This window comes from Longimicrobium sp. (assembly GCA_036377595.1).
Classification (GTDB): domain Bacteria; phylum Gemmatimonadota; class Gemmatimonadetes; order Longimicrobiales; family Longimicrobiaceae; genus Longimicrobium.
In genome coordinates, this window is the sequence record DASUYB010000068.1 from 14,556 (window position 1) to 35,585 (window position 21,030).

General features: G+C 69.4%; 21 protein-coding genes. 16 read left to right on the top strand and 5 right to left on the bottom strand.

Translation table 11 applies throughout. The annotated features are described in order from the left end of the window. Positions 1–194 precede the first annotated feature (194 nt). From VF092_09625 to VF092_09645, 5 genes are read right to left on the bottom strand one after another with little or no spacing between them, the layout of a single operon-like run. Complete coding sequence (locus VF092_09625; GenBank protein ID HEX6747534.1) at positions 195–1,286, bottom strand: hypothetical protein; 1,092 nt, start codon at positions 1,284–1,286, stop codon at positions 195–197. After that, positions 1,283–2,479 (bottom strand): PP2C family serine/threonine-protein phosphatase, encoded by a 1,197-nt coding sequence (locus VF092_09630; protein ID HEX6747535.1) that lies wholly within the window; start codon positions 2,477–2,479, stop codon positions 1,283–1,285. The genes VF092_09625 and VF092_09630 overlap by 4 nt, the downstream gene beginning before the upstream one ends. Continuing rightward, positions 2,476–4,134: an FtsW/RodA/SpoVE family cell cycle protein gene (locus tag VF092_09635; protein ID HEX6747536.1), complete on the bottom strand. Its 1,659-nt coding sequence runs from the start codon at positions 4,132–4,134 to the stop codon at positions 2,476–2,478. The genes VF092_09630 and VF092_09635 overlap by 4 nt, the downstream gene beginning before the upstream one ends. Beyond that, positions 4,134–5,804 (bottom strand): penicillin-binding transpeptidase domain-containing protein, encoded by a 1,671-nt coding sequence (locus VF092_09640; protein ID HEX6747537.1) that lies wholly within the window; start codon positions 5,802–5,804, stop codon positions 4,134–4,136. The genes VF092_09635 and VF092_09640 overlap by 1 nt, the downstream gene beginning before the upstream one ends. Positions 5,805–5,808: 4 nt before the next feature. Next, the gene (locus VF092_09645; protein ID HEX6747538.1) at positions 5,809–6,579 is read right to left on the bottom strand and encodes an FHA domain-containing protein; all 771 of its coding nucleotides are present in this window, start codon (positions 6,577–6,579) and stop codon (positions 5,809–5,811) included. Between the two features lie 301 nt (positions 6,580–6,880). On the opposite strand from VF092_09645, the gene VF092_09650 reads away from it, so the two are divergent. The 16 genes from VF092_09650 (at position 6,881) to VF092_09725 (ending at position 21,029) form a co-directional block, all read left to right on the top strand. Continuing rightward, on the top strand, positions 6,881–8,296 hold the full coding sequence (locus VF092_09650) for a hypothetical protein (protein ID HEX6747539.1): 1,416 nt from the start codon (positions 6,881–6,883) through the stop codon (positions 8,294–8,296). A gap of 399 nt (positions 8,297–8,695) precedes the next feature. Then, positions 8,696–10,078 carry a hypothetical protein gene (locus VF092_09655; GenBank protein ID HEX6747540.1) on the top strand — a complete coding sequence of 461 codons (1,383 nt, stop codon included), beginning with the start codon at positions 8,696–8,698 and terminating at the stop codon, positions 10,076–10,078. A gap of 21 nt (positions 10,079–10,099) precedes the next feature. Beyond that, a complete protein-coding gene (locus VF092_09660; protein ID HEX6747541.1) occupies positions 10,100–10,849 on the top strand; it encodes a hypothetical protein in 750 nt (249 codons plus the stop codon). Between the two features lie 127 nt (positions 10,850–10,976). Next, positions 10,977–11,426 carry an HIT family protein gene (locus VF092_09665; protein HEX6747542.1) on the top strand — a complete coding sequence of 150 codons (450 nt, stop codon included), beginning with the start codon at positions 10,977–10,979 and terminating at the stop codon, positions 11,424–11,426. Positions 11,427–11,599: 173 nt separating this feature from the next. Then, positions 11,600–13,807, top strand: a complete 2,208-nt coding sequence (locus tag VF092_09670; protein ID HEX6747543.1) for a DUF4157 domain-containing protein — start codon at positions 11,600–11,602, stop codon at positions 13,805–13,807. Positions 13,808–13,815: 8 nt separating this feature from the next. After that, positions 13,816–14,436, top strand: coding sequence for a GNAT family N-acetyltransferase (locus VF092_09675; protein HEX6747544.1), 621 nt, complete (start codon positions 13,816–13,818; stop codon positions 14,434–14,436). Positions 14,437–15,064: 628 nt separating this feature from the next. Continuing rightward, on the top strand, positions 15,065–15,595 hold the full coding sequence (locus tag VF092_09680) for a hypothetical protein (GenBank protein HEX6747545.1): 531 nt from the start codon (positions 15,065–15,067) through the stop codon (positions 15,593–15,595). Positions 15,596–15,727: 132 nt separating this feature from the next. Continuing rightward, complete coding sequence (locus VF092_09685) at positions 15,728–16,090, top strand: nuclear transport factor 2 family protein (protein ID HEX6747546.1); 363 nt, start codon at positions 15,728–15,730, stop codon at positions 16,088–16,090. A 152-nt stretch (positions 16,091–16,242) separates the two neighbouring features. Continuing rightward, positions 16,243–16,677, top strand: coding sequence for a VOC family protein (locus tag VF092_09690; GenBank protein ID HEX6747547.1), 435 nt, complete (start codon positions 16,243–16,245; stop codon positions 16,675–16,677). Positions 16,678–16,767: 90 nt separating this feature from the next. Continuing rightward, positions 16,768–17,265: an SRPBCC family protein gene (locus tag VF092_09695; protein ID HEX6747548.1), complete on the top strand. Its 498-nt coding sequence runs from the start codon at positions 16,768–16,770 to the stop codon at positions 17,263–17,265. Between the two features lie 154 nt (positions 17,266–17,419). Further along, positions 17,420–17,815: a hypothetical protein gene (locus VF092_09700; GenBank protein ID HEX6747549.1), complete on the top strand. Its 396-nt coding sequence runs from the start codon at positions 17,420–17,422 to the stop codon at positions 17,813–17,815. Further along, on the top strand, positions 17,812–18,297 hold the full coding sequence (locus VF092_09705; GenBank protein ID HEX6747550.1) for a hypothetical protein: 486 nt from the start codon (positions 17,812–17,814) through the stop codon (positions 18,295–18,297). Before VF092_09700 ends, VF092_09705 begins: the two co-directional genes overlap by 4 nt. A 153-nt stretch (positions 18,298–18,450) precedes the next feature. After that, positions 18,451–18,930, top strand: a complete 480-nt coding sequence (locus VF092_09710) for a hypothetical protein (GenBank protein ID HEX6747551.1) — start codon at positions 18,451–18,453, stop codon at positions 18,928–18,930. Between the two features lie 168 nt (positions 18,931–19,098). Next, complete coding sequence (locus VF092_09715; GenBank protein HEX6747552.1) at positions 19,099–19,554, top strand: hypothetical protein; 456 nt, start codon at positions 19,099–19,101, stop codon at positions 19,552–19,554. Positions 19,555–19,643: 89 nt separating this feature from the next. Beyond that, positions 19,644–20,327: a hypothetical protein gene (locus VF092_09720; GenBank protein HEX6747553.1), complete on the top strand. Its 684-nt coding sequence runs from the start codon at positions 19,644–19,646 to the stop codon at positions 20,325–20,327. A gap of 51 nt (positions 20,328–20,378) precedes the next feature. After that, entirely contained in the window at positions 20,379–21,029 is a 651-nt protein-coding gene (locus VF092_09725; protein HEX6747554.1) for an HAD hydrolase-like protein, read from the top strand. Position 21,030 lies beyond the last annotated feature (1 nt).

The following is a 21,030-nucleotide window of genomic DNA, read 5'->3' on the forward strand; positions in this document are numbered from 1 at the left end:
CGCGACCCTCCCCCCAAAACCGACTGGGGGGAGGGTGAAGAAACGAGTTTCCCGCGAGCGCCGAAGCCAGTCACCGTGCTGAGGTCTCCCCCTCCCCCAGTCGGTTTTGGGGGAGGGGGCCGGGGGGAGAGGGCTTCCGCGCCGCGTAGGCGCCGGCGTCAGTTCCCCGCGACGATCCCAGTCCCGCCCGGTCGTCACCCGAACCGCGTGGCGTCCGGATCGATCTCCACCTCGCGCTGCCCCGCGTCGTCCGCCGCCTCGCGCGTGTCGACGATGCGCAGCACCGGGCCGTGCTCGCCGATCACCATCTCCGCGCCGGGGGCCACCCACTCGGTGTGGTTCATCATCAGGTCGCCCAGCTCCAGCTCGCCCTTGGCGTTGGCGCCGGGCACCTCGCGCTCGCCCACGTGCAGCGGGTTCAGCCCCACGTTGTACACGGTGAAGCCCACGCGGTCCCCCCGCGGCGCCCAGACCAGCGCCAGCTGGCGGCGGCTCACGTGCGGCGCGTCGGTGATGGCCACGTCGCTGCGCAGCGCGGGGTTGTCCGTCTGACGCCCCACCGTGGTCAGTGGCTTGGGGATGCCGAAGCGCTCCTTCTCCTCGCCCTCCTCGCTCTCGACCACGACCGCGAAGCGATCCGCCACGAAGCGCGTCCCCGCCCCCGCGTCGGCGCCCGGATGCGCGGGCTCGGGCGGCGCCGCGATCCCGTCCAGCCGCGTGGCGTCGGGGTCGATCGACGGCCCGGCCGGCTGCTCGCGCGGCGCGGCGGGCGTGGGCGGCGGCGGCTCGGCGGGGCGCGGGGCGATCACCGTCGCGTTCTCCGCCGCCGCCGCGGCCACGGCGGAGGTGGACGGGCCGCTGGGGACGGAGGCGATCTGCGTGGCCGGCTCCGGCTCGCTCTTCCGGGCGACGAACAGCTCCGGCTCGGGCTCGTCGCCGCGACGGGCGGCCACGCGGAAGAGCGGCGCGCCGGGGTTGGGCGCCGCGCGCAAACGGACCTTGTAGAAGCGGTCGTACAGCGAGCCGTGGCGCATGCAGCTGTCCGTCAGCTCGCGCTCCAGCTCGGCCGCCACCGGCTGCACCGCCTCGGCCGCGTCGGGGCGCAGCGTCACCACCAGCGTGCTCTCGGGGAGCATCTTCTGGTAGCGGTCGGGGATGGCGCGCTGGTTCTCGCGGTCGATCAGGTCGCCCAGCGCCAGCTTGATCTCGGGCACCGCCTCGCGCAGCAGCGTGTCCAGCAGCGGCTCGGTGTCGGCGGCGGCGGAGCCGGGGAGGAGCTCGCTCATCGTCCAGTGGGGGTGCGGGGAGCCGGCGGCGGCGCGGGGGGCGCGGCGGGCGGCGCCGCCTTCGCGCCGCTGTCGGCCGCGGTCACCGGCAGCCGGCCCGCGGTGTCGGGCGGCACGCGCGCCGCCAGCGAGTCCAGCGAGGCGCGCAGCGCGGCCGCCTCGGCGCGCGCGGCGGTGGCCTCGCCCCGCGCCTTCGCGCCGGTCATCGCGCCGTACAGGGCGGCCACCAGCGCCACCACGGCCACCCCGGCGCCGATGGCGCCCAGCGGCGAGCGTCCAGGTCTCACGTCGTCGGGAGGGTTGAAGGGTCCGCGCCGCGTCTCCGCCGCCACGGCGCGCGGGCGATCGACGGTCCGGTCCTCGGACGCCGCCGCGGCGGCCGGGCGGCCGGGGCTGGGAAGCGTGGCCTCGCCGGCGGGCGGTCCGCCGTCGTCCGGGAGCACGCGCACCACCACGGCGGTGTAGTTGTCGTCCGGCCCACGCTCCTCCACCTTGCGCGAGATGGCCTCGCACGCGGCGGAGGAGGAGCCCAGCGCCATCGCGTCGCCCAGCTCGTCCAGCCGCATGGCCTTGGTCACCCCGTCGCTGTGGACCAGGAAGGTCCATCCCGCGCGGACGGGGATCCAGGTCGTGTCGGCCTCGCCGCCGTGGCCCACGGCGCGCTGCAGCCGGTTGGCGCCCGGGCTGTCGGGGATCTCGTCCAGCGCGATGTCGCCCGCCTCCCAGCGCGCGAAGGCCGGCGTGTGGTCGCGCGTCTCCAGCCGCACCACGCCGTCGGGGGAGCGGCTGATCACCCGCACGTCGCCGACGTTGGCCACCAGCCAGCCGACGTCGCCCGCGCGGTCCTGCGTCAGCGCCATCACCGTCAGCGCCGCGCCCATCCCCTCCATCTGCGCGGGATCGCCGCCGGCCGTCTTCGCCACCGCGTCGTCGGCCGAGCGGATGGCGTAGCGCGCCGCGTCGAGCGAGCGGATGGGCGCGGCGCGCGTCACCGCGTCGATCGCCGTCTCCGCCGCGACGCGACCCGCGCGCTGCCCGCCCATCCCGTCCGCGACGGCGACGAGGCCCAGCTGGGGGAATTTCGCGACGGAGTAGGCGTCCTGGTTCTCGGCGCGCGGGCCCTGCGCGGTGGCGCCGGCCACGTCGAACACCATCCCGTACGCCCGCACCGGCCCCGGAGATTCCACGCTCATCGCACCCGTATCCCGTCCGCCTCCGCCCGCGCCCGCTCCTCGGGCGGCGCCAGCACCTCGGCCATGCGCGTCTCCTCCGTCCTCCTGTGGCTGATCCCCGCGATCACCCCCACGCCGAAGGCGCTGGCCAGCAGCTTGGCCCCGCCGTGCGCCGCGAAGGCCGCGGCCACGCCGGTCAGCGGGATGATGCGCATGTCGCCCAGCGCCGCCAGCCAGAACGGCACCGCGATCAGCATCGACAGCCCGGTGACGATGCAGCGCTCGAACGCGCCGCGCTCGCGCACCGCGGCGGTCAGCAGCTCCACCAGAAATACGGTGTAGACGAGCACCAGCGCCACCCCTCCCGCCCATCCCCACTGCGCGGCCACCAGGGTGAAGAAGCCGTCGTCGGCCGCGTTGGGCGCCGTCTCGCCGTGGCCGCGGCCGGGGCCGTCGCCCAGCCAGTCGCCCTCCAGCACGTTGGCGTCGAAGAGCTTGATCTGGTGCACCTTGTCCGCCCACTTCTGCTGCTCCGCCGGCGCCATCGTCGACAGCTCGCGGTAGGGATGGTACGCCAGCCCCGCGCGGATCTGCGAGCGCGTGTCCGTCCGGAACACGAGGAGGACCAGGACGATCCAGACCACCCCCAGCAGCGCCGCCCACCATCCCCGCCGCGTGCCGACCAGCAGCATCGCCGCGAACGACGTGGCCAGCACGATGCTGAGCCCCAGCTCGTGGATCAGCAGGAAGGGGATGATCGGCAGCCCGCCGTACAGCACCAGCATCCCCAGTCTTCGTGGAGAAACCACCGCACCGGGACGCGCGAGGTTGTACGCGTCGTCCGCCAGCACCGCCGCCCAGGTGGCAACGAGGAAGGGGAGGAGGAGCTCCCACGGCGTGGTCCCCGCCACCTTCCCCGTGGCCCGCGCGCTCGGCACCATCGCCAGCCCGAAGAAGAGGAGCATGGCGGGGATGAAGACGATCAGCCTGCGGTCGCGGATCCAGCGCAGGAGCCACGTCTGCCGCGCGATCACCAGGTAGCCCACCAGCACGATCAGCGGGGCGATGAAGACGGGGAAGTAGGTCATCGCCTTGGCGACGAACCCCCGCGTCTCCTGTCCCACCGCCGTCTTGAAGGGATCGGGAAGCGGCGGCGGCGTCCCCTGGTAGACGACCTCCTTGCGCTCCTCCGAGTAGGCGCGGTCGATCGTCGACAGGCGCGAGCGCGTGGCCTTCAAATCGTTCGCGTGCGCCCGCGCGGCGCCGCGCGCCTGGTACGCGGGGTCGGTGAACGCCTGGAACTGCGACGGACGGCTCAGGCAGAAGATGATCACCGGGAGGACCACGATCCCCCACGAGCCGCGGTAGTGCGCCTTGCGGAGGACCAGGATCACGATCCCCCACGCGGCCAGCGCCAGCAGGTCGCGCAGGAGGATGCCGCCCGCGCCGGGGCTCGTCCCATGCACGGGCCAGACGCCCCAGATGATGGAGAGGTGGGAGAGGACGTAGAACACCACCGCCAGCAGCAGCCCCCACCAGATCGGCGCCGGGAACACGCGCCCCGAGGCCTCGGCGCCGGGGACGTTGTGCGGCCTGACGTGCACGGCCACGCCCACCGGTCCGCCGGCCGCGGCCGTGCCGCCGGAGCGGCGGCGGAAGACGTCGCGCAGCGCCATTACCGCCCTCCCCGGGTGAGCACGGAATCGGACTCCTCCGTCGGCCGGACCGGCGTCGCGCGGGGGGACGGCGCGACGGGGGCGGCGGAGTCGCCGCGGGACTGCGCCCGCGCCTGGAGCGCGGTCTGCTGCGCCATCCACCGCGTCATCATGGCGGCCACGGGGGCGGCGGAGTGGCCGCCCTGCCCGCCGTTCCGCAGGTAGACGGTGACGCTGTAGCGCGGCTGCCCGGAGGGGTCGAACATCAGCCCCGCGAACCAGCCGTCGGGGATGTGGCCGCGCTGCACGTCGGCCGTCCCCGTCTTCCCGCCCATCGTCCACCCGCTCCCCTGCAGGATGGGGAGCGCGCGCACGCCGGTCCCCCGCTCCACCACCTCGCGCATCGCCCCCATCAGCTTCTGCGCGGTGGCGGGCTTCATGATCTGCCGCCCCTCGATCCGCCGCCCCTCGCCCACCTCGCGCAGCCGGTCCTGCTCCAGGGTCACGGGGAGCATCACCCCGTTGTTGCCGATGGCCGCCACGAAGCGCGAGATGGCGATGGGGGTCACGTCCACCGGCCCCTGCCCGATGGCCGTCTGCGCCCACTCGAACGCGTTGTAGCGGCGCCCCTGCCGGAGCTTCACCCGCGCCGGCGGGGGAGTCATGCGCCGGATCCACCCCTCGTCTTCCGAGTTCCAGAAGTCCAGCGGCTGCCGCGGCGCCTCGGTGTCGTAGACCGCGAAGCCCATCCGCTCCATCCCGTCGATGTACGCCTCGGGCCCGATCCGGCGCCTGAGCTCCATCGACATCATGATCGCCTCGGTGTTGCACGAGACCACCAGCATCTCGCGCGGCGCCTCGAGGCTGGCGTACTGGTGGCTCTCGAAGTTGTGGATGGGACGGCTGCTGGCCGAGACCTTGATCTCCGACGGGCAGGGCATGCGCTCGTCGGGCTGGCCGCTGTCCCACCAGAGCGCGCTCAACGCGAGCTTGAAGACGGAGCCCGGCGGCGCGTAGCGCTTGATGCCGAACGGCGCCTGGCTGGCCGTGCCGCTGGCCGCGTAGGCGACCAGCGCGCCGCTCTGCACATCCTGCACGATCACCGTCCCCTGGAGCCCGGTCGCCTCGAGGAGGCGGTAGGCCTGGAGGGTGGCCGGCGCGCAGAGGGTGAGCTGCAGGTCGGTTCCCGCGGGGTGCAGCTCGCCGCGCTCGGCGAAGTTCAGCGGCTGGCGCAGGCGCTTCGTGAACACGCGCTCCACGGTGTAGTCGCGCACCTCGGCGCTGTCGCCGCCGCCCACGAGGTTCGCGCCCGCCTCGCCCAGCGGATAGACGCGGCGCACCTCGCCCTCGCGCACGGCGTAGCGGGCGAGGGCGTTGCCGTCGGTGCCGCTGCAGTCGCGGATCCAGCCGCGCACCTCGGCGCGGTTGATCTCGGCGAGGCGGGGATCGCCGAAGCGCGCGTACATCATCCGGCCGCGCTCGATCTCGTCGCGGTTCCACAGCAGCCGCGCGTGGCCGAAGGCGTAGAGGAGCGCCAGGAGCACCATCCCCAGCGAGATGCGCTGCGCCCACTGCTCGCGGCGCTCGCGCGTGGCGGCGATCAGCCAGCGCGCCAGCCCCAGCACGGCCCCCACCCCAAACAGGAAGAAGAGGCCGCGCAGGACGTAGTTGAGCAGGGTGTCGGCGACCACGGCGCTAGTCGACGCGGGCCAGGCGGAGGACGGTGTTCCCCATGCGCACGGTGTCGCCGGGGCGCATCTCCACCTCCTGGTTGGGTGCGATGGGCTGCTCGTTCACGAAGGTGCGGTTCTTCGAGTCCAGGTCGGTCACGTACAGCCGCCCGGCGACGGTGCGGAAGCGCGCGTGGCGGCCGGACATGTAGCGGTCGCCCAGCGCGAACACCCCCGCGTCGGGCTTGCGCCCCACCGTCATCTCGCCGTCGATGCGCAGGGGATCGCGCCACACCTCGGAGCTGACCACCTCCAGCAGCGCGCCGCGGACGCCCGCGCCCGGCTGGGCGAAGGGCGCGGGCTGCGCGAGCGGGGCCGGCTGCGGCGCGTAGGGCTGCGGCGGCGGGGCGCGCGGCGGCTCGGGAACCAGCGCCCGCTCGCCGCCCGCGCTGGCGAAGAGGCGCTCGGCCTGCGGCTGCGCCTCTTCGACCAGGCCCAGCGGCTTGACGAAGGCGAACTCGCGCTTGGTGTCGAGCAGCACCATCTCCACGCGGATCCCCGCGCGGGCGATGCCGTTGTCCTGCGCCCACTGCGCGGCGAAGCGGCGCAGGTGGTCGGCCTCGTCGCGCGCGAACATCCCGGCGCTCATCCCTTCGGGCACCAGGTCGGTGGACACGTACACGCGCAGGTCGGGCGCGGTGCGGCGGTCGGCGTAGCGCCGGAGCGCCTCGCGCACGCCGTCCTCGAGCTGCTGGCGCAGCGTGGGGCGAAGCAGCTTGCGGAGCGAGTTGAACATCGGGTGGTTCCCGTTCGGGTCCGTCCAGAGCCGCGCGGTGGGTGCGCAATTTCAGGACCGGTGCGGACGGCGGCAAGGAGCGGTGAGGGTGGGTACGGCGCGGGGGGTAGCGTTGTTTCGACACAGCCGCAGCGGTTCCGCCCTGCGGCGGGTTACTTGCCCGAACTAGAGTTCCTAACAACCAGCGGGCGTTAGCGGACGCAGCCGGATGGAGAAAAGGTGCCGCCACGATCCTGTGCGATATAGATTTCCTCAGTTCGACAGGCACACCGTAGCCCAACCAATTCTCTGGGATCTCAACATGACCGAGAAACTGAGTGATGCTTTTGGAGTGTCGAATGAAGCGTGGATCGGTGAGGGGGCGTTCGATGCCTTTGTAGAGATAGATTCGCGTTTTCATGTTGATCCCCATCTTCTCGCCGTATCGGCTGTTCCAGAACTGCAAAGTGCCTATACGACCTTTACTCGATACTTTGAAGAAATCATACGACTCTTAGACGCCGCTCAGACGCGAACTGATCCAATGTTCAGAACGGCTGTTCGCAAATTGGTGTTCCGGGAGATACCCGGGGTGGCGCTGGGCTATTCGAAGGGAAACATTTCCGGCAGTGGCATCGGGATTGGCCTCGCGAAAGGCATAGCCGAGACAGCGCAAGAAATCGTTGCGGCTGGCATTAAAGATCCTGCTATTTTCGAACTTGTCGGATTATTTGAGGAGGGAATCGGTGCGGATAGAATTAGCGATATGACTATCCACATCATCTTGTCAAACCTGATAGACTTCTCACAACGCGTCGCTCAAAACTTGGGCCTCCGCACGAAATCTTATAAATGGCGCGATGGTTTGGTCTCCCTCCCGTATCTGCCTCAACGGGGGCAACTTACTATTCTTGTCCCATATGATATTCTGAGCAGCCTTCCCGTTGCCTTGGATTGGGATGATATCGACCTGGTGAGTACCTATAACGAAGCGCTGCGCCAGCAAGTGAACCGGACTATCGGAGAAACTTGGAAGAGAGAATCCAAACGGATCACAAAGCGACAGTTACGCGATGCTCTCCTTCGCAGTCCTCAGACATTGAGATCATTCCTCGACGAATACAAGGGTCGCCCAGCGGATCATTACGACTTCGCTCGAGATCCTGAAGGAGAGTTGGTCTGGCATGAGATAGCGAAGGAGTATTCTAAACGGTTCCCGCTTACGTTTCGTGAACATCGTGTTGCGCCTGAGAATATCCTCAAAGTTGTAACCACGATCTGCGACCACTTTGCAAATCTTATCGAGGCCAACGGTCTGTTCCATGTCTTCTACAATGATGATCAAGAACTTCGTAATGAGCGTTTCGCTCAGTTACTCTTCTACGGGATTGCCGACGCTTATTGTGCCGCGAATAATTTTGATCTGAATCGCGAACCGAATGCTGGGCGGGGACCGGTCGATTTTAAGATCAGCCATGGATATGCGGCGCGGGTCAATGTAGAGGTGAAATACAGCTCTAACCCAAGGCTAGTTACAGGCTATCAAAAACAGTTGCCGATTTATGATGCAGCAGAGCGTACAATGCACAGTATCTATTTAATTATCCGAACTACTCAATCAACGGGAGCGATTGAAGCCGTTCTGCAACTTGAAACAAAGCAACTGAACGCGGGAATGCGTGCACCTAAGGTCATCGTAGTGGATGGACGATTCAAACCCTCGGCGAGCAAGGCTTAAACTGAGGGCACCCAATCTCGTGATGATCGTGCGACACCTCGCGGACGGTGCCTTGTTGCTGATAATGCTTTCCATCGCCCAACGGGCGCCGTGACCCGGTGTCTACCTTCGCACGCCGAAGTAATGCTTGCGCCATGTCGCGACCGCGGAATACTTAGCCGACGCGGGGCAGCCCCGTTCCCCCCGCGTGATGCCGCTGCACCGAAGGAGAAGCGCATGCGCACTCACGCACCCAGCCCACAACTGAGGCCGGGCGATCAGGCACGCGCCGGCGCGGCCGTGGCGCGGGGCCGGGTTGCGCGCACGGACGCGCGCGCAACGTCGGAAGCTGCCGCGCCAGGCGCAAAACTCGACTTCTCCCGCATCCCCGTGTACCCCGGCGGGGCGGCGATCCGGCCGATGCATCCCAGCATCGCGGCGGATCACGCGGAGCTGGAGCAGCCGCCGGTCCGCATCAGCGCGCGCGTGCCCGATTCACTGCCCGCCGCGACGCCCGCGTGGACGCGGAACGGGGAGATCACCCTCGGCCCCGCCGGCCTGTTCCTGCCGCCGCGGGAGCAGCGGCGGATGGTGCGCCACGAAGCCTTCCACCGGCTGCATCAGCGCATCGCACCCGTCAGCGACGCGCCGGACGCGCGCCTCCGGGCCGAGCGGCTCGCGACGCGCGCGGAGACGGGCGCGACCATCCTTCCCATCACGCTGCCGCCCGCGCCCGCGCTGCTGGCCTTTCCGCCGCAGGCGCATGCGCCCTGGGACCGGGTCTGGATCGGCGACAACGAGATCATCGGCGAAGTCACGGAAGGGGGTGTCGCCGCGCGCATCCGGCTGACCTACAGCGACATCGGGATCACCACCGCGCCGGAGTCGCAGACCTACCACTGCGGCAAGCACGATCCGGCGCCGATCCCCGCGCTGGTCAAGCGGATGCGGGGCGCCGCGAAGCAGGCCGCCGCGCTCAACGCCAAGATCCCGCTGGGCACCTACGCGCTGAAGACCTCCGTCATCGCCATCTCGAAGGGCGCGAACAGCTCCTTCCGCGTGTTCGGCGGCCAGGGCGTGCTGGTGATCAAGGAGGAAGATTCCTGGGAGGGCACCATCGCCCACGAGGGATCGCACGGGATCTTCTCCTTCCACATGGGCGATCGTATCAAGGGCGGTGCGCCCGATCTCCTGGCGCAGGGAGTCGCCGAGCTGTTTCTCGAGCTGGAGCAAACCACGCCGGTCTCGATGCCCACGGCCCCGTTCGATGCGAAGCACCTGCCTCCGCTGAAGGACGACGGCATCACCGTGACCAAGCCGGCGGGGCTGCTGATGGTGATGGACACCCTGTGGGCCGGCGGCGGCGGGCATCCGTGGGAGAACGCGGACGAGTTCTTCGCGAGCGCGTACGGCATGTATCAGCAGAAGTCCCTGTTCGACAGGATCGTGGCCCACTACGGCAAGGCAGACGCGAAGATCCCGCCGCTGGCGAAGAAACTGTCCGCGCTGCTCGCCAAGGTTGGTGATCCGAAGGCCCTCGCCGGGCTCAAGGCGCCGGCGAACACGAAGGCGGTGGATGCGGAGCTGAAGCGGATCCAGCCGACGCCGGGAATCACCGCGGGCCTCGACTTCTTCGTCGACCTGCTGCTCGATCCCACCAGGCTGCGCGGACCCACGACGATCTCGTGCCCCGGCGCCAAGCCGGCCGGGACCGGAACGGGGACGGGGACGGGGACGGGGAGCGGGAGCGGGAGCGGGAGTGGGAAAGCGAAGAGCGAGGACGACAAGCCATCGAAGCGTTGACGATCATGGGGAGACACGACCATGCTGCCGATCGAGAATGGGATGCAGGCCACGCTGGTCGCCTTCTACGGACCGAAGCCCGCGGAATTTCTGAAGCTCATCCGCAGCGCGCATGCACGGATCGCGGCAACGCTCGGCGACGCGTTCATTCCGTATGCGCCCGAGCAGGTGCACGCGACCATCGTGGGGCTGGAAGGACGCCGCTTCGCGGACCGGATCATCAACCAGAACTACCTCGACCATCGTGGCGAGATCCGGCTCGTGAACCCCCAGACCGTACTCATGTGGGCGCAGGGCCTAGAGCTGACGGCCATCGTAGTCCGCATCGGCGGGTATGCAGCCGCGCGCGACTACGGGTTCACCAGCCGCGGCCAGCATCCATACGAGCGCTCCTTCGCCATCCGCGGTGGCATCGCCGTGGCGATGGGATGGCCGGCGACCCCGCTTCGGCTCGACGAGATCCGCCGCGAGTTCGGCGGTATCGGCGCTCTCCACAAGGAGCACCGCGCCGAGCAGGACGTCGACGACGACTTCTATTTCGTCCTTGGGCGCGTGGACGAATCCGCCGGCTCCGACCTGATCGAGCGGACGCAGCGGGACATGCGGGAGTGGCTCGCCAGCACGAATATCGCCCTGATAATCGACCCGGCGGCGCTCTCGATCGTGGGCTACACCGATCCATGCCTGCCGCCGGAAACGTCGTGTGCGTTCCGGGTCGCGGACACTGCCCTGTCCGGCGACGTCCTGCTGTGCCTCTACCCGCCAGTATGACTGCCTTCCGCGCAGGATCCGTGGCGAGCCGGGCCCCGGGCGGCGTACGATGCGCTCCGGGTGGTAATTTCCCCGGCCGACGCATTTGACCTGCTCCTGTCGCGGCGACTGATCTCACAGACCTTCGATGAACCCGGATTGCGTGTTCTGCCAGATCGTAGCCGGCCAGAGCCCGGTGAGCGCGTTCTACGAGGACGACCTCGTGCTCGGGCTGATGACGATCGGACCGGTCACCACCGGGCACGCGATGGTGATTCCGAAGGCGCACTTCGCATCCCTCGCCGAGATGGACGAGGCGACGGGGCGGCACCTCTGGACGGTGACGCAGCGGACCGCCGAGGCGCTCCGCCACTCGGGCGTGCGCTGCGAGGGAGTGAACCTGTTCCTCGCCGACGGCGAGGCGGCGTTCCAGGACGTCTTCCACGTGCACATGCACGTCTTCCCGCGTTTCCGGGGCGATCCGTTTCGCCTGGTGGCGGACTGGGACGTCCATCCCCCGCGCGAGGAGCTGGACCGCGTGGCCGGCCAGATCCGCGCGGCTTACGATGCGCTCTGGGCCGGCAGTCCGCCGGGCTGACGGGCGGCATCCCCACCTCCGACTCCATCACTTCTTACGCGAAGGCGATGGTCTGGACGGCCTCGGGATGACGTCGTAGCGGACGATGCACCCGCTGGATCGAACGTACGCTGATCGGCTTCCGTCGAAGCAGTTCGCCACCGAAACGCCCACCAGTCCAACGGCGGTGATCGATGACGAGCCCCATCCGGACACACGCGCAGAAGCCGGCGCAATCCCAACCGGAGACGTCGAAGCAGCCGGAACGCAAGCGCGAGCGGCCGCCGTCCGAGCGCCGCGCCGCCGCGGTGCCGCGCGCGGCCGGCGGCGCCGGTGAGGGCTCCGATCCGCGCGCCGGATCGGCGCCGGCAGGCGGCGCATCGTTCGAGTTCGGCCGCATTCCCGTGCACGCCCGCGCGCCGCTCCGCGTCCAGCCGAAGCTGCGGATCGGCGCGCCGGGCGACGCACACGAGCGGGAGGCGGACCGCGTCGCCGAGCTGGTCGCGCGCATGCCGTCACCCGACGCGCCGGGGAGATCCGGGGAGCGGGGTGATCGGGCGTCCGCGACCTCCGCGCCCCACGCCGCGGGGATCGCGGGCTCGGCGGGGCGGGCGCTGGACGCGGGGAGCCGGGCGTTCATGGAGTCGCGCTTCGGCCACGACTTCAGCCGCGTGCGCGTGCACACCGACGCGGACGCGGCGCGCGCGGCCGACGCGGTGCGGGCGCGCGCCTACACGGTGGGCCGCGACATCGTGTTCGGCCGCGGCGAGTACGCGCCGGCCAGCGCGGAGGGGCGCAGGCTGCTGGCGCACGAGCTGACGCACGTGGTGCAGCAGCGCACGGCGCCGGGGCTTCCGTCCCCCGCCGCGGCGCCGGTGGAGACGCGTACGGCCGGCGCAGAAGCCGTGCTGCAGCGCAGCGCCATCGCCACGTGGACGAACGCGTCCGACGCGGAGCGGCTCGCCACGCTCTCCGAGTCGCGCCAGAAGAAGTACCGGAAGCAGCAGGACCGCATCGCGCAGGGGAAGACGGTGAAGAAGCCCATCTCCCTGCCGCCGCTCGACAAGATCCTCACCCTCACCGCCAACTACCACCACTACGACCAGTATCCCACCCCCGAGGGGCCGATGCTGCTGTTCGACAAGGAGATCATCGAGGGGGTGCGGAAGCAGTTCCGCATCGGCGGCGCGCCGGACTTCTGGCCGGGGATCAAGTGGAAGAAGCAGGACGGGACCCTGGTCGACATCGGCGTGCGGTTCAACATCTCCTTCATCGAGCACAAGCTGAACCCGGGGTCGCCCGACTGGGAGAACTATCTCGGGAAGAGCATGGCGAAGGACCCCGCGGTACAATCCGATCCGAAGGAGAACCTGCTGATGATGCGGTCGATCGACGAGTTGACCGACAAGGACATCGACATCCCCGCGCTCATGGCCAAGGCGAAGAGCATCGGCCTCTCCAACTTCGTCTTCGACCCCTCCACCACCACCGTCATTTACACGCCCTCCGTCAGCGGCGGCGCGGTGCAGACGCTCGCCCTGCCCGACCAGGCCCTCACCGTCATCAAGCTGATCCGCGAGGAGGCCAAGCTGCAGGGCCTGGACGAGAAGCTGAAGAACGACGTGCTCGGCTACGCGGGGGAGTGGGCGGTCACCTTCGACCGGGAGAAGACGGCGCCCGCGGAAAAGAAGTTCAACACCTACGCGCCCGTGAGCCCGACCGCGAAGCTCACCCCGGGCGAGAAGAAGATGCTGGGCCGGACGACCACGCTGCGCTACTCCCTCGACGAGCAGCGCCGGCGCATGGTGGCGGTGGTCACCCACGAGATCGGGCACAACATCGGGATGGCCCACTCGGACTTCGGGATCATGGGAAAGGACGCGGAGACGGAGATGTGGCACCAGCAGCAGGTGACCACGGGGCTGATGGAGGTGAGCGTGGAGACGCGCCTTCCCGACCTGGCGCACGAGAACGTGCAGCTGCTGGTGCACCGCCTCCAGGCGATGACCAACTACGTGCTTCCCGTGCTCGCCGCGAACACCGCCGCCGAGAAGCCGCAGCTGCAGGACTTCACCGACGTGCCGGTGGACAAGGTGAAGGACCTGATGACGAACAAGGACTGGAAGAAGATCTTCGACGACGACCTGTACGCGTCGCTGGTCGCCGTCCCCTACACCAAGGCGCGGCAGGACGAGATGCTGGCCGCGGGGCAGCTCACCGCCACCGACCCGGGGATCATTGACGCCGCGATGAAGGCCCGCGGGCGCCTGACCTACGACGACTGGACGAAGCTTTCCGTGATCGCCCAGACGAACATCGAGGCCGCCACGCTCAAGCTGATCGGCGAGGCCTCCGCCGGCGTCACCTACTTCGCCTCGGCGACGGAGCAGACCGCGTACTGACGGGGGTGATGAAGATTCGCGCGGCGATCGCCCGCTTCGTGCGCGGGTTGCTGCGGTCGTCGAAGGCCGCCAACGCCCGGCGGATGCGGCGCCGCGGCGAGGACCCGTCCGCGTTCGCCATCCGCGACGCGCGCGAGGACGAGATCCCCGCGCTCGCGCGGCTGCACGTAATCACCTGGAACGACACCTACCCCGGCGTCCGCCGCCCGCCGACGGTGGCGCTGCGCGAGCGCCAGTGGCGCGAGAAGTTTGCGGCGGCCGAGCCCGGCTGGTTCTGCCTCGTCGCCGAGCGCGGCGACGGGGAGCTGGTCGGCTTCGCGCAGGGGAACCGCTACTCGTCCGCCGACCAGCCCGACTATGCCGGCCAGCTCAACAAGATCTACCTGCTGCGCGAGTACCAGCGCCTGGGGCTGGGCCGCAGGCTGATGGGCCACGCTGCGCGGCGGTTCCTGGCCGACGGCGTCGGCTCGATGCTCCTGTTCGCGGACGAGGGGAACCCGTCGCTGCGCTTCTACGCGGCGCTCGGCGGCGAGAACCTGGTCGCGCCCGACGGCACCGTCAGCCCCGCCAACTTCGGCTGGAAGGACCTGCGCGCGCTCGCGGAACGATGCCCGGTGGAATTCGATTGATGCATCCACGCCGAACCCAAGCTGACGTCATCCTGAGGCCGGTCAGACCGTAATCAGCGTCTGCGCAATCGTTTGCAGGCCGAAGGATCTATCATCGCGGCAGCACGAGATTCGGGGAGACGCACCAATACTTCACCCGGACTTGGATAACGATGACACCGTCCTCGGCATACACGCGCGTTTCATTACGCGAAGATGTCATTCCGAGTCGTACACCGCGCTGCGCGCGACCACGGAGGATGAAAGTCATAATCGCCTGCGCCACAACGACTTAGGCGATCTACTTTCTATTCAGCGGCGCCGATGCTCCGAGCCTTCAATCGCGCTGATGCCGGCGGCGCCCGAGGAATCTGTGGTATGCGTCCGAGCGACAGGCGGCCTGTGGCTCGGGAGCCGGCCACAGATTCCTCAGGCGCCACGGCTTCGGCATGGAGGACAGGGCGGCGCAGCGCCTTCGGAATGACATGCCTCTGCCTTATTCCTTCCTCCAAATGCACAGTCGATCCAGAGATTCGGTGAGGTACCTGCGCCTGTCCGCTTTTTGTTCGCCGGACGTTGTTGGGGGTGCGAGCCAGCGGACGTCCGCGCCGCGTCCGGACCAGCGCCACGCATCACCCTCCGCTGAACCATGATCTTCCACGCATCGAATCATCGCCGCCGCGGGTCCATCGCGGCGCTGTTCGTTGCGGCGCTCGCCATCGCGGGCTGCCGCGACCTCACCGGCGCGCTGCCGGAGGAGGGGCCGCCGGACGAGCTGGTGTTCTCGTTCGGCGGATTCGGCGTGGGCTCGACAACCATCGAGCTCCACGGCGACTCCGTGGTGATCACCCACACCCCGACGGACTTCCTGCCCACTGTTCCGCCCCCGCGCGTCAGCCGGGTCCCGTCGCCCGACGAGTGGCGCGCCTTCTGGGATGCCGCCCGGCGCGCGGGCGTGCACCGCTGGCGCCACGAGTACAGGGCCGAGGGCGTGGTGGACGGATCGGGGTGGGACCTGCGCATCGTGTCGGACGGGCGGACCCTCGAGTCGAGCGGGAGCAACGCCTATCCCGACCAGCTCGGCCGCGAGCACGAGCTGGAGATGACGGAGGCCTGGTTCGCCTTCCGCCTCGCCCTCGAGACACTGGCCGGGCAACCGTCCATCCTGCCGCGAGACTGACGCGGCGATCTCCGGACGTCGGATCGACAACGGGAGTGCGGGGCCGGCGCGCGAGTCTTGCGCGCGGCCACGCACTCCTGTCACTTTCGCCCCCTGCGGATGCGATCTCCACCCCCCGACGAGGACGGCGACGTGAGCCCGAACAAGCAGACCGTGCAGACCTACATGGAGGCATTCACCCGCACCGACCGCGCGACCATCCTCTCCTGCCTGACCGACGACGTGGAGTGGGTGATCCCCGGGATGGTGCACCTGCATGGCAAGGACGAGTTCAACGGCGAGATCGTGAACGACGCCTTCACCGGCAGCCCGGACATCACCGTCACCCGGATGGTGGAGGAGGACGACGTCGTGGTCGCCGAGGGACGCGTCCGCGCCTCGCGCAAGGACGGCGGCACGCTGCACGCGGTGTTCTGCGACGTGTTCGTGATGTGCGATGCGAAGATCCGCCAGCTCATCTCGTACCTGATGGAGGTGAAGCCGGACGCGGGCTGACCCGCCGTCTGTCCCGGCTCGGCCGGCGCGCCTTTTGTTTGCTTGTGGTGCGGTGGACTCCTCCCTATCTTCGGGACTCCTTCGGGTGTGGACGGCGAAATCGACGGTCGCCGGACGCGCTCTTTCCACTCCCACCCAGCCGGGAAGGACCGATGGCCATCACCCAACGCATCGTCCCCTGCCTCTGGTTCGACGACCAGGCCGAGGAGGCCGCACGGTTCTACACGGGGATCTTCCCCAACTCGCGCATCCGCACGACGACGCACTACGGCCCCGCGGGGTTCGAGATCCACCAGCGGCCGACGGGGAGCGTGATGACGGTGGAATTCGAGCTCGACGGGCAGGCGTTCACCGCGCTCAACGGCGGGCCCATCTTCACCTTCAACGAGGCGGTGTCGCTGCAGGTGATGTGCGAGACGCAGGAGGAGATCGACTCGTACTGGGAGAAGCTGGGCGCCGGCGGCGACCCCAACGCGCAGCAGTGCGGCTGGCTGAAGGACCGCTACGGCCTCTCCTGGAGGTGGTGCCCAGGGGGATGGAGGAGATGCTGGCCGACCCCGAGTCGCCCGGCGCGCAGCGGGCCATGAACGCGATGCTGCAGATGAAGAAGATCGACATGGCCACGCTGCAGCGCGCGTACGACGGCCAGTCGTGAGGGTGAACGAAGGAGGTGCGGGATGAGCGACACGATCCAGCCGCCGGTGGCCACCGCGCAGATGATGATCCGACGCCCCGCCGCGGAGGTGTTCGCGGCGATGGTGGACCCCGCCGTCACCACGCGCTTCTGGTTCTCGCGCGGCAGCGGCCGCATGCAGGCGGGGCGCCGCGTGCGGTGGGACTGGGAGATGTACGGCGCCGGCACGGACGTGGACGTGAAGGAGCTGGAGCAGGACCGGCGCGTCCTGTTCGAGTGGAACGGCCCGGACAATCCCAGCCAGGTCGAGTGGAAGTTCGAGCCGCTGGGCGACGACCGCACGATGGTCTCCGTCCGCAACTGGGGCTTCGGCGGCGACGCGGACGCGCAGGTGCGGGCGGCCGTCGACTCCGCGGGCGGCTACGCGTTCGTGCTCGCCGGCCTCAAGGCGTTCCTGGAGCACGGGATCGAGCTCGACCTGATCGCCGACCACGCCCCCGACGCGCTGGTCGAGGGCTGGGCGTCGCGGTCGCGGGAGTAACGTCGGTTGGCTCCACACGCCCTCCGGATCGACGTCATCCTGAGGCCGGCCACACCGTCGTGTCGTTGTGGACGATGGCGGCAGGCCGAAGGATCTATCGCTTCGGCCGCACGCGAGCCGAGGAGAACGCGCCGAAGCTTGACCCGCATCTGGAATGGGTGAGATCGAGATAAAGGTCGAAGGATGGACCGACCCGCCGCCGGACCGCGAGGTGCGTCGGTGGACGGGCCAGATCGTGCAGGTGATGGTCGATCCGCCGCGCCAGGAGGGGTGGATCCCGCTCGGCGCGTACCTCCGCTTCGCGCGCGTGCTCCGCGTCGAGCGGCGGCCGTGGTGGCGCCCCGAAGCCTGCCCGCGCTGCGAGGCGAAGCGTCCGCGCTTCCGCCTGCACGTGGAGTGGGAGAGCGGCTACGACGAGCCGGATTCCGGCGGCGTGATCTGCGAGGCCTGCACCTCCGGCCGCGTCGTCGAGGGCGGCGAGCTCGTCACCTTCGGCGGCGACGACCTCGGCGAGATGGAGGTCTCGTGGTCGCTCGATCTCCAGCCGTGACGGCCACGGCGGATTCCTGGAGACGCGAGCCGTTCACGAACGGCGTAGCGCTCCGTTACCGTGCCTCGTTCGACGAGGCGGAATTCGCGCGGCTGCGCGAGGGGCTGGTACCGGTGGTGATGGAGGACAAGTGGTTCGTCTACTACGACGAGCCGTACCTGTTCTTCCATCGCAGCTGGACGGGACTGCCGGTCTACCGCATCGAGTTGAAGGTCACGCCCGCCGGCGCCAAGGTCGTGGAAGCGCTCTGGTCGACGCAGCTGGCCGACGCGCCCGGCGCGGACCTGGAGTACGAGGCGAAGCTGCTGGACTTCCTGCTCCGCAATCTCCTGCTCGGCCAGTCACGGCCGTTCCCGCGCCCCGCGGGCCTGGTCGAGCCGATGCCGGGCGTGTTCCAGCATCACGTCTCCGGAACCGGCTACCCGGAGTCGCCGCCGCGGCAGGATAAACGCCTTCACAAGCCTTGGTGGCGTTTCTGGTAGCGGGCCGCGAATCGAATCTCGAGAGGCACGTATGGAGATCCGGGCAGCGGTGCGGAACCGGGGGCTGCAGCACACCGACCGCGTGGCGGAGGTGCACAACACCCTCCGCGCCGGCACCGCCGTCGAGCTGCAGCCCGCCGGCAGCTGACGCGCATGGGCATCCCGCTCACCGTCTTCACCCTCCACTGCTTCGCCGGCGTGAGCTGCGCGCACTATCTGCTGGTTCGCGTAGAGCAGCCTGAGTACAGCAACGCTGACGAGGGCGACTTCCTTCGTGCGGTCCTTGTGGCCGATGCCAAACGGGAGGCGCTGGTGCGCACCTATGAATCCGGCGTGCTGGCGAGCGAGTGCCCTGCGTCGCATGAGATCGGACTGATCGGCGAGCTGCAATCGTATCCGGTCGGTGAGGAGCTCATCGACAGCCCGGGCGGACGCTTCGTGGATCTGTGGGTCGCGGAGACGCGGCACGGCGCGCCGTGGGTGGTGATGGGCACCGCCGCGGATGAGGATGCCTTCTGGCGCGAGGTCGACGCCGACGAGGACCTGGCGAGTCTCGGCCCCCTTCGTCCGGCGGTTAGATGGCGCGCCTTCTTCGTCGCGGAGAGTGATCGCGCGGTGGCGCACGACGAGTGATACTGCATCCATCCCGCAGTTCTCCGCGCCTCCGCGTCTCCGCGTGAGCCAATGCAGTTCTCGGATCTCCGGGGGGAATCGCACGATGCTGGCGCACGAGGAAACAGCGCGTACATTCGTTCCCGGTTCGTCCACCCTCCGCGGTACTCTCCAGCCTGCGAGGTCGCCATGACGAAGCTCGCGCTCCTGCTCCTTCCCGCGCTCGCCGCATGCTCCACGGCCACGACGACGGCCGCCCCGCCCGCACCTCCGCCCGCGATGGCGGCATCGCCCGGCACCTTCCCGGCGGGCACGTACACCGCCACTCTCGTCGACGCCGACGTCCCCGCCTCCGCGCCGGCGGACATGCGCACGGGGATCGTGGGCCCGTGGGAGGTCACGTTCGACGGCAACGGCCACCTGACCGCGCGCTTCAACGGCAACGTGATGGTCGAGGGCCCGTACACGATCAACGGCAGCCAGATCAACTTCGGCGGCGATGACACGGGCGAGTACGCCTGCCACAGCGCGGCTACCTACAACTGGCACGCGGCGGGCAACGAGCTCCACTTCCAGAAGGTCAACGACAGCTGCGACGGCCGCGCCATGGCGATCACGTCGCACGCATGGACGAAGCGTCCATAAGCACTTCCCCGAGCCTCGCGTCCCGACCCGGTGGGACGCGAGGCCGTGATCCCCGCGACATCCTCTCCCCGCAGCCCCTCCCGATCTCCATGCATCGACCGATCACCGCTTCGCTGCTGGTGCTTGCTTCTCTTGCCGCGGCGCCGCGCCTGCGCGCGCAGGACGACGCGCCCGCGTTCCCCACGACGTCCGTGCCGGCGCGCGCTGCGCGGGTGGCGGCGTTCGTGCCGCGCGGCTGGGCCGCCGCCGCCGAGGTTTCCGGCGACCTGAACGGCGACGGCCGCCCCGACCGCGTGGTCCACCTCGTCCCCCAGGGCACGTACTATCGCCCCGGCGCCATCACCGCCGCGCCCGAATCGCAGGCGCTGCTGATCCTGCTGGCGGACGGCGGCAGATACCGGCGCGCGGGGCTGGCGACGCATCTCCTCCAGGAAATCGTGCCGCAGTGGGGGTTCGAGATGAACATCCGGCGCGGCGTGCTGATCATCCGGCAGAACTACGGGATGACGGAGGTGATGGACGTCACCCACCGCTTCCGCCTGGACCCGGCGAACGGGCGGTTCCTGCTGATCGGCGCGGACCGCTTCTTCTACACGCGGCCGCAGGAGGCGGCGGACTCGCGCAAGGTGAGCGAGAACTACCTCACCGGCGTGCGGCTGATCACCATCGGCCACTTCGACGACGCCGGCCGCTACAGCGAGCGCGAGCAGCGCGAGACGATCCCGCGCACGAAGACATACTTCGACGACATCGTCGAGGACGACGAGGGGTGATCGGCGGCGGCGGAGGAGCACCGGATGGAAATCTCATCTCGACGTGAGACGATGAAGTACAGGCTCGCGATCTTCGACTTCGACGGGACGCTGGCGGACTCGTTCCCGTGGTTCCTGCAGGTGCTGAACGAGGCCGCCGACACCTTCGGCTTCCTCCGCGCCTCCGACGTGGCCGACTACGACACGCTGCGCGGCCTCCACGCGCGCGACATCGGCCGGCGGCTGCAGGTGCCCGCGTGGAAGCAGCCGCTCGTCGCGCGCTGGATGCGGCGGCGGATGGCGCGCGACATCGGCACCATCTCCCTCTTCCCCGGCGCCGGCGAGATGCTGCACCGGCTGGACGCGGCGGGCGTGACCATCGCCATCGTCAGCTCCAACTCGGCGGCCAACATCCGCCGCGTGCTGGGGCCCGCGAACGCCGGGCTGGTGCGCTTCTACGGCTGCGGCGCGTCGCTGTTCGGCAAGCGCGTCAAGCTGCGCAAGGTGCTGCGCGACAGCGCGATCACCGCGGCCGAGGCGCTGTGCGTGGGCGACGAGGTGCGCGACCTGGAAGCCGCGCACGCCGAGGGAATCGCGTTCGGTGCCGTGGCGTGGGGATACACGCACGCCGACGCGCTCGCCGCGCACTCGCCCGCGGAGATGTTCACGCGCGTGGAGGAGATCGCCGAGCGGCTGGCGGACCTCCGCGCCTCCGCCGCCTGAT

Coding starts and splice junctions, on each gene's coding strand:
- VF092_09625 (HEX6747534.1), bottom strand. CDS start 1,286: ATGAGCGAGCTCCTCCCCGGCTCCGCCGCCGCCGACACCGAGCCGCTG.
- VF092_09630 (HEX6747535.1), bottom strand. CDS start 2,479: ATGAGCGTGGAATCTCCGGGGCCGGTGCGGGCGTACGGGATGGTGTTC.
- VF092_09635 (HEX6747536.1), bottom strand. CDS start 4,134: ATGGCGCTGCGCGACGTCTTCCGCCGCCGCTCCGGCGGCACGGCCGCG.
- VF092_09645 (HEX6747538.1), bottom strand. CDS start 6,579: ATGTTCAACTCGCTCCGCAAGCTGCTTCGCCCCACGCTGCGCCAGCAG.
- VF092_09650 (HEX6747539.1), top strand. CDS start 6,881: ATGACCGAGAAACTGAGTGATGCTTTTGGAGTGTCGAATGAAGCGTGG.
- VF092_09655 (HEX6747540.1), top strand. CDS start 8,696: ATGCATCCCAGCATCGCGGCGGATCACGCGGAGCTGGAGCAGCCGCCG.
- VF092_09660 (HEX6747541.1), top strand. CDS start 10,100: ATGCTGCCGATCGAGAATGGGATGCAGGCCACGCTGGTCGCCTTCTAC.
- VF092_09665 (HEX6747542.1), top strand. CDS start 10,977: ATGAACCCGGATTGCGTGTTCTGCCAGATCGTAGCCGGCCAGAGCCCG.
- VF092_09670 (HEX6747543.1), top strand. CDS start 11,600: ATGACGAGCCCCATCCGGACACACGCGCAGAAGCCGGCGCAATCCCAA.
- VF092_09675 (HEX6747544.1), top strand. CDS start 13,816: ATGAAGATTCGCGCGGCGATCGCCCGCTTCGTGCGCGGGTTGCTGCGG.
- VF092_09680 (HEX6747545.1), top strand. CDS start 15,065: ATGATCTTCCACGCATCGAATCATCGCCGCCGCGGGTCCATCGCGGCG.
- VF092_09690 (HEX6747547.1), top strand. CDS start 16,243: ATGGCCATCACCCAACGCATCGTCCCCTGCCTCTGGTTCGACGACCAG.
- VF092_09695 (HEX6747548.1), top strand. CDS start 16,768: ATGAGCGACACGATCCAGCCGCCGGTGGCCACCGCGCAGATGATGATC.
- VF092_09700 (HEX6747549.1), top strand. CDS start 17,420: ATGGGTGAGATCGAGATAAAGGTCGAAGGATGGACCGACCCGCCGCCG.
- VF092_09710 (HEX6747551.1), top strand. CDS start 18,451: ATGGGCATCCCGCTCACCGTCTTCACCCTCCACTGCTTCGCCGGCGTG.
- VF092_09715 (HEX6747552.1), top strand. CDS start 19,099: ATGACGAAGCTCGCGCTCCTGCTCCTTCCCGCGCTCGCCGCATGCTCC.
- VF092_09720 (HEX6747553.1), top strand. CDS start 19,644: ATGCATCGACCGATCACCGCTTCGCTGCTGGTGCTTGCTTCTCTTGCC.
- VF092_09725 (HEX6747554.1), top strand. CDS start 20,379: ATGAAGTACAGGCTCGCGATCTTCGACTTCGACGGGACGCTGGCGGAC.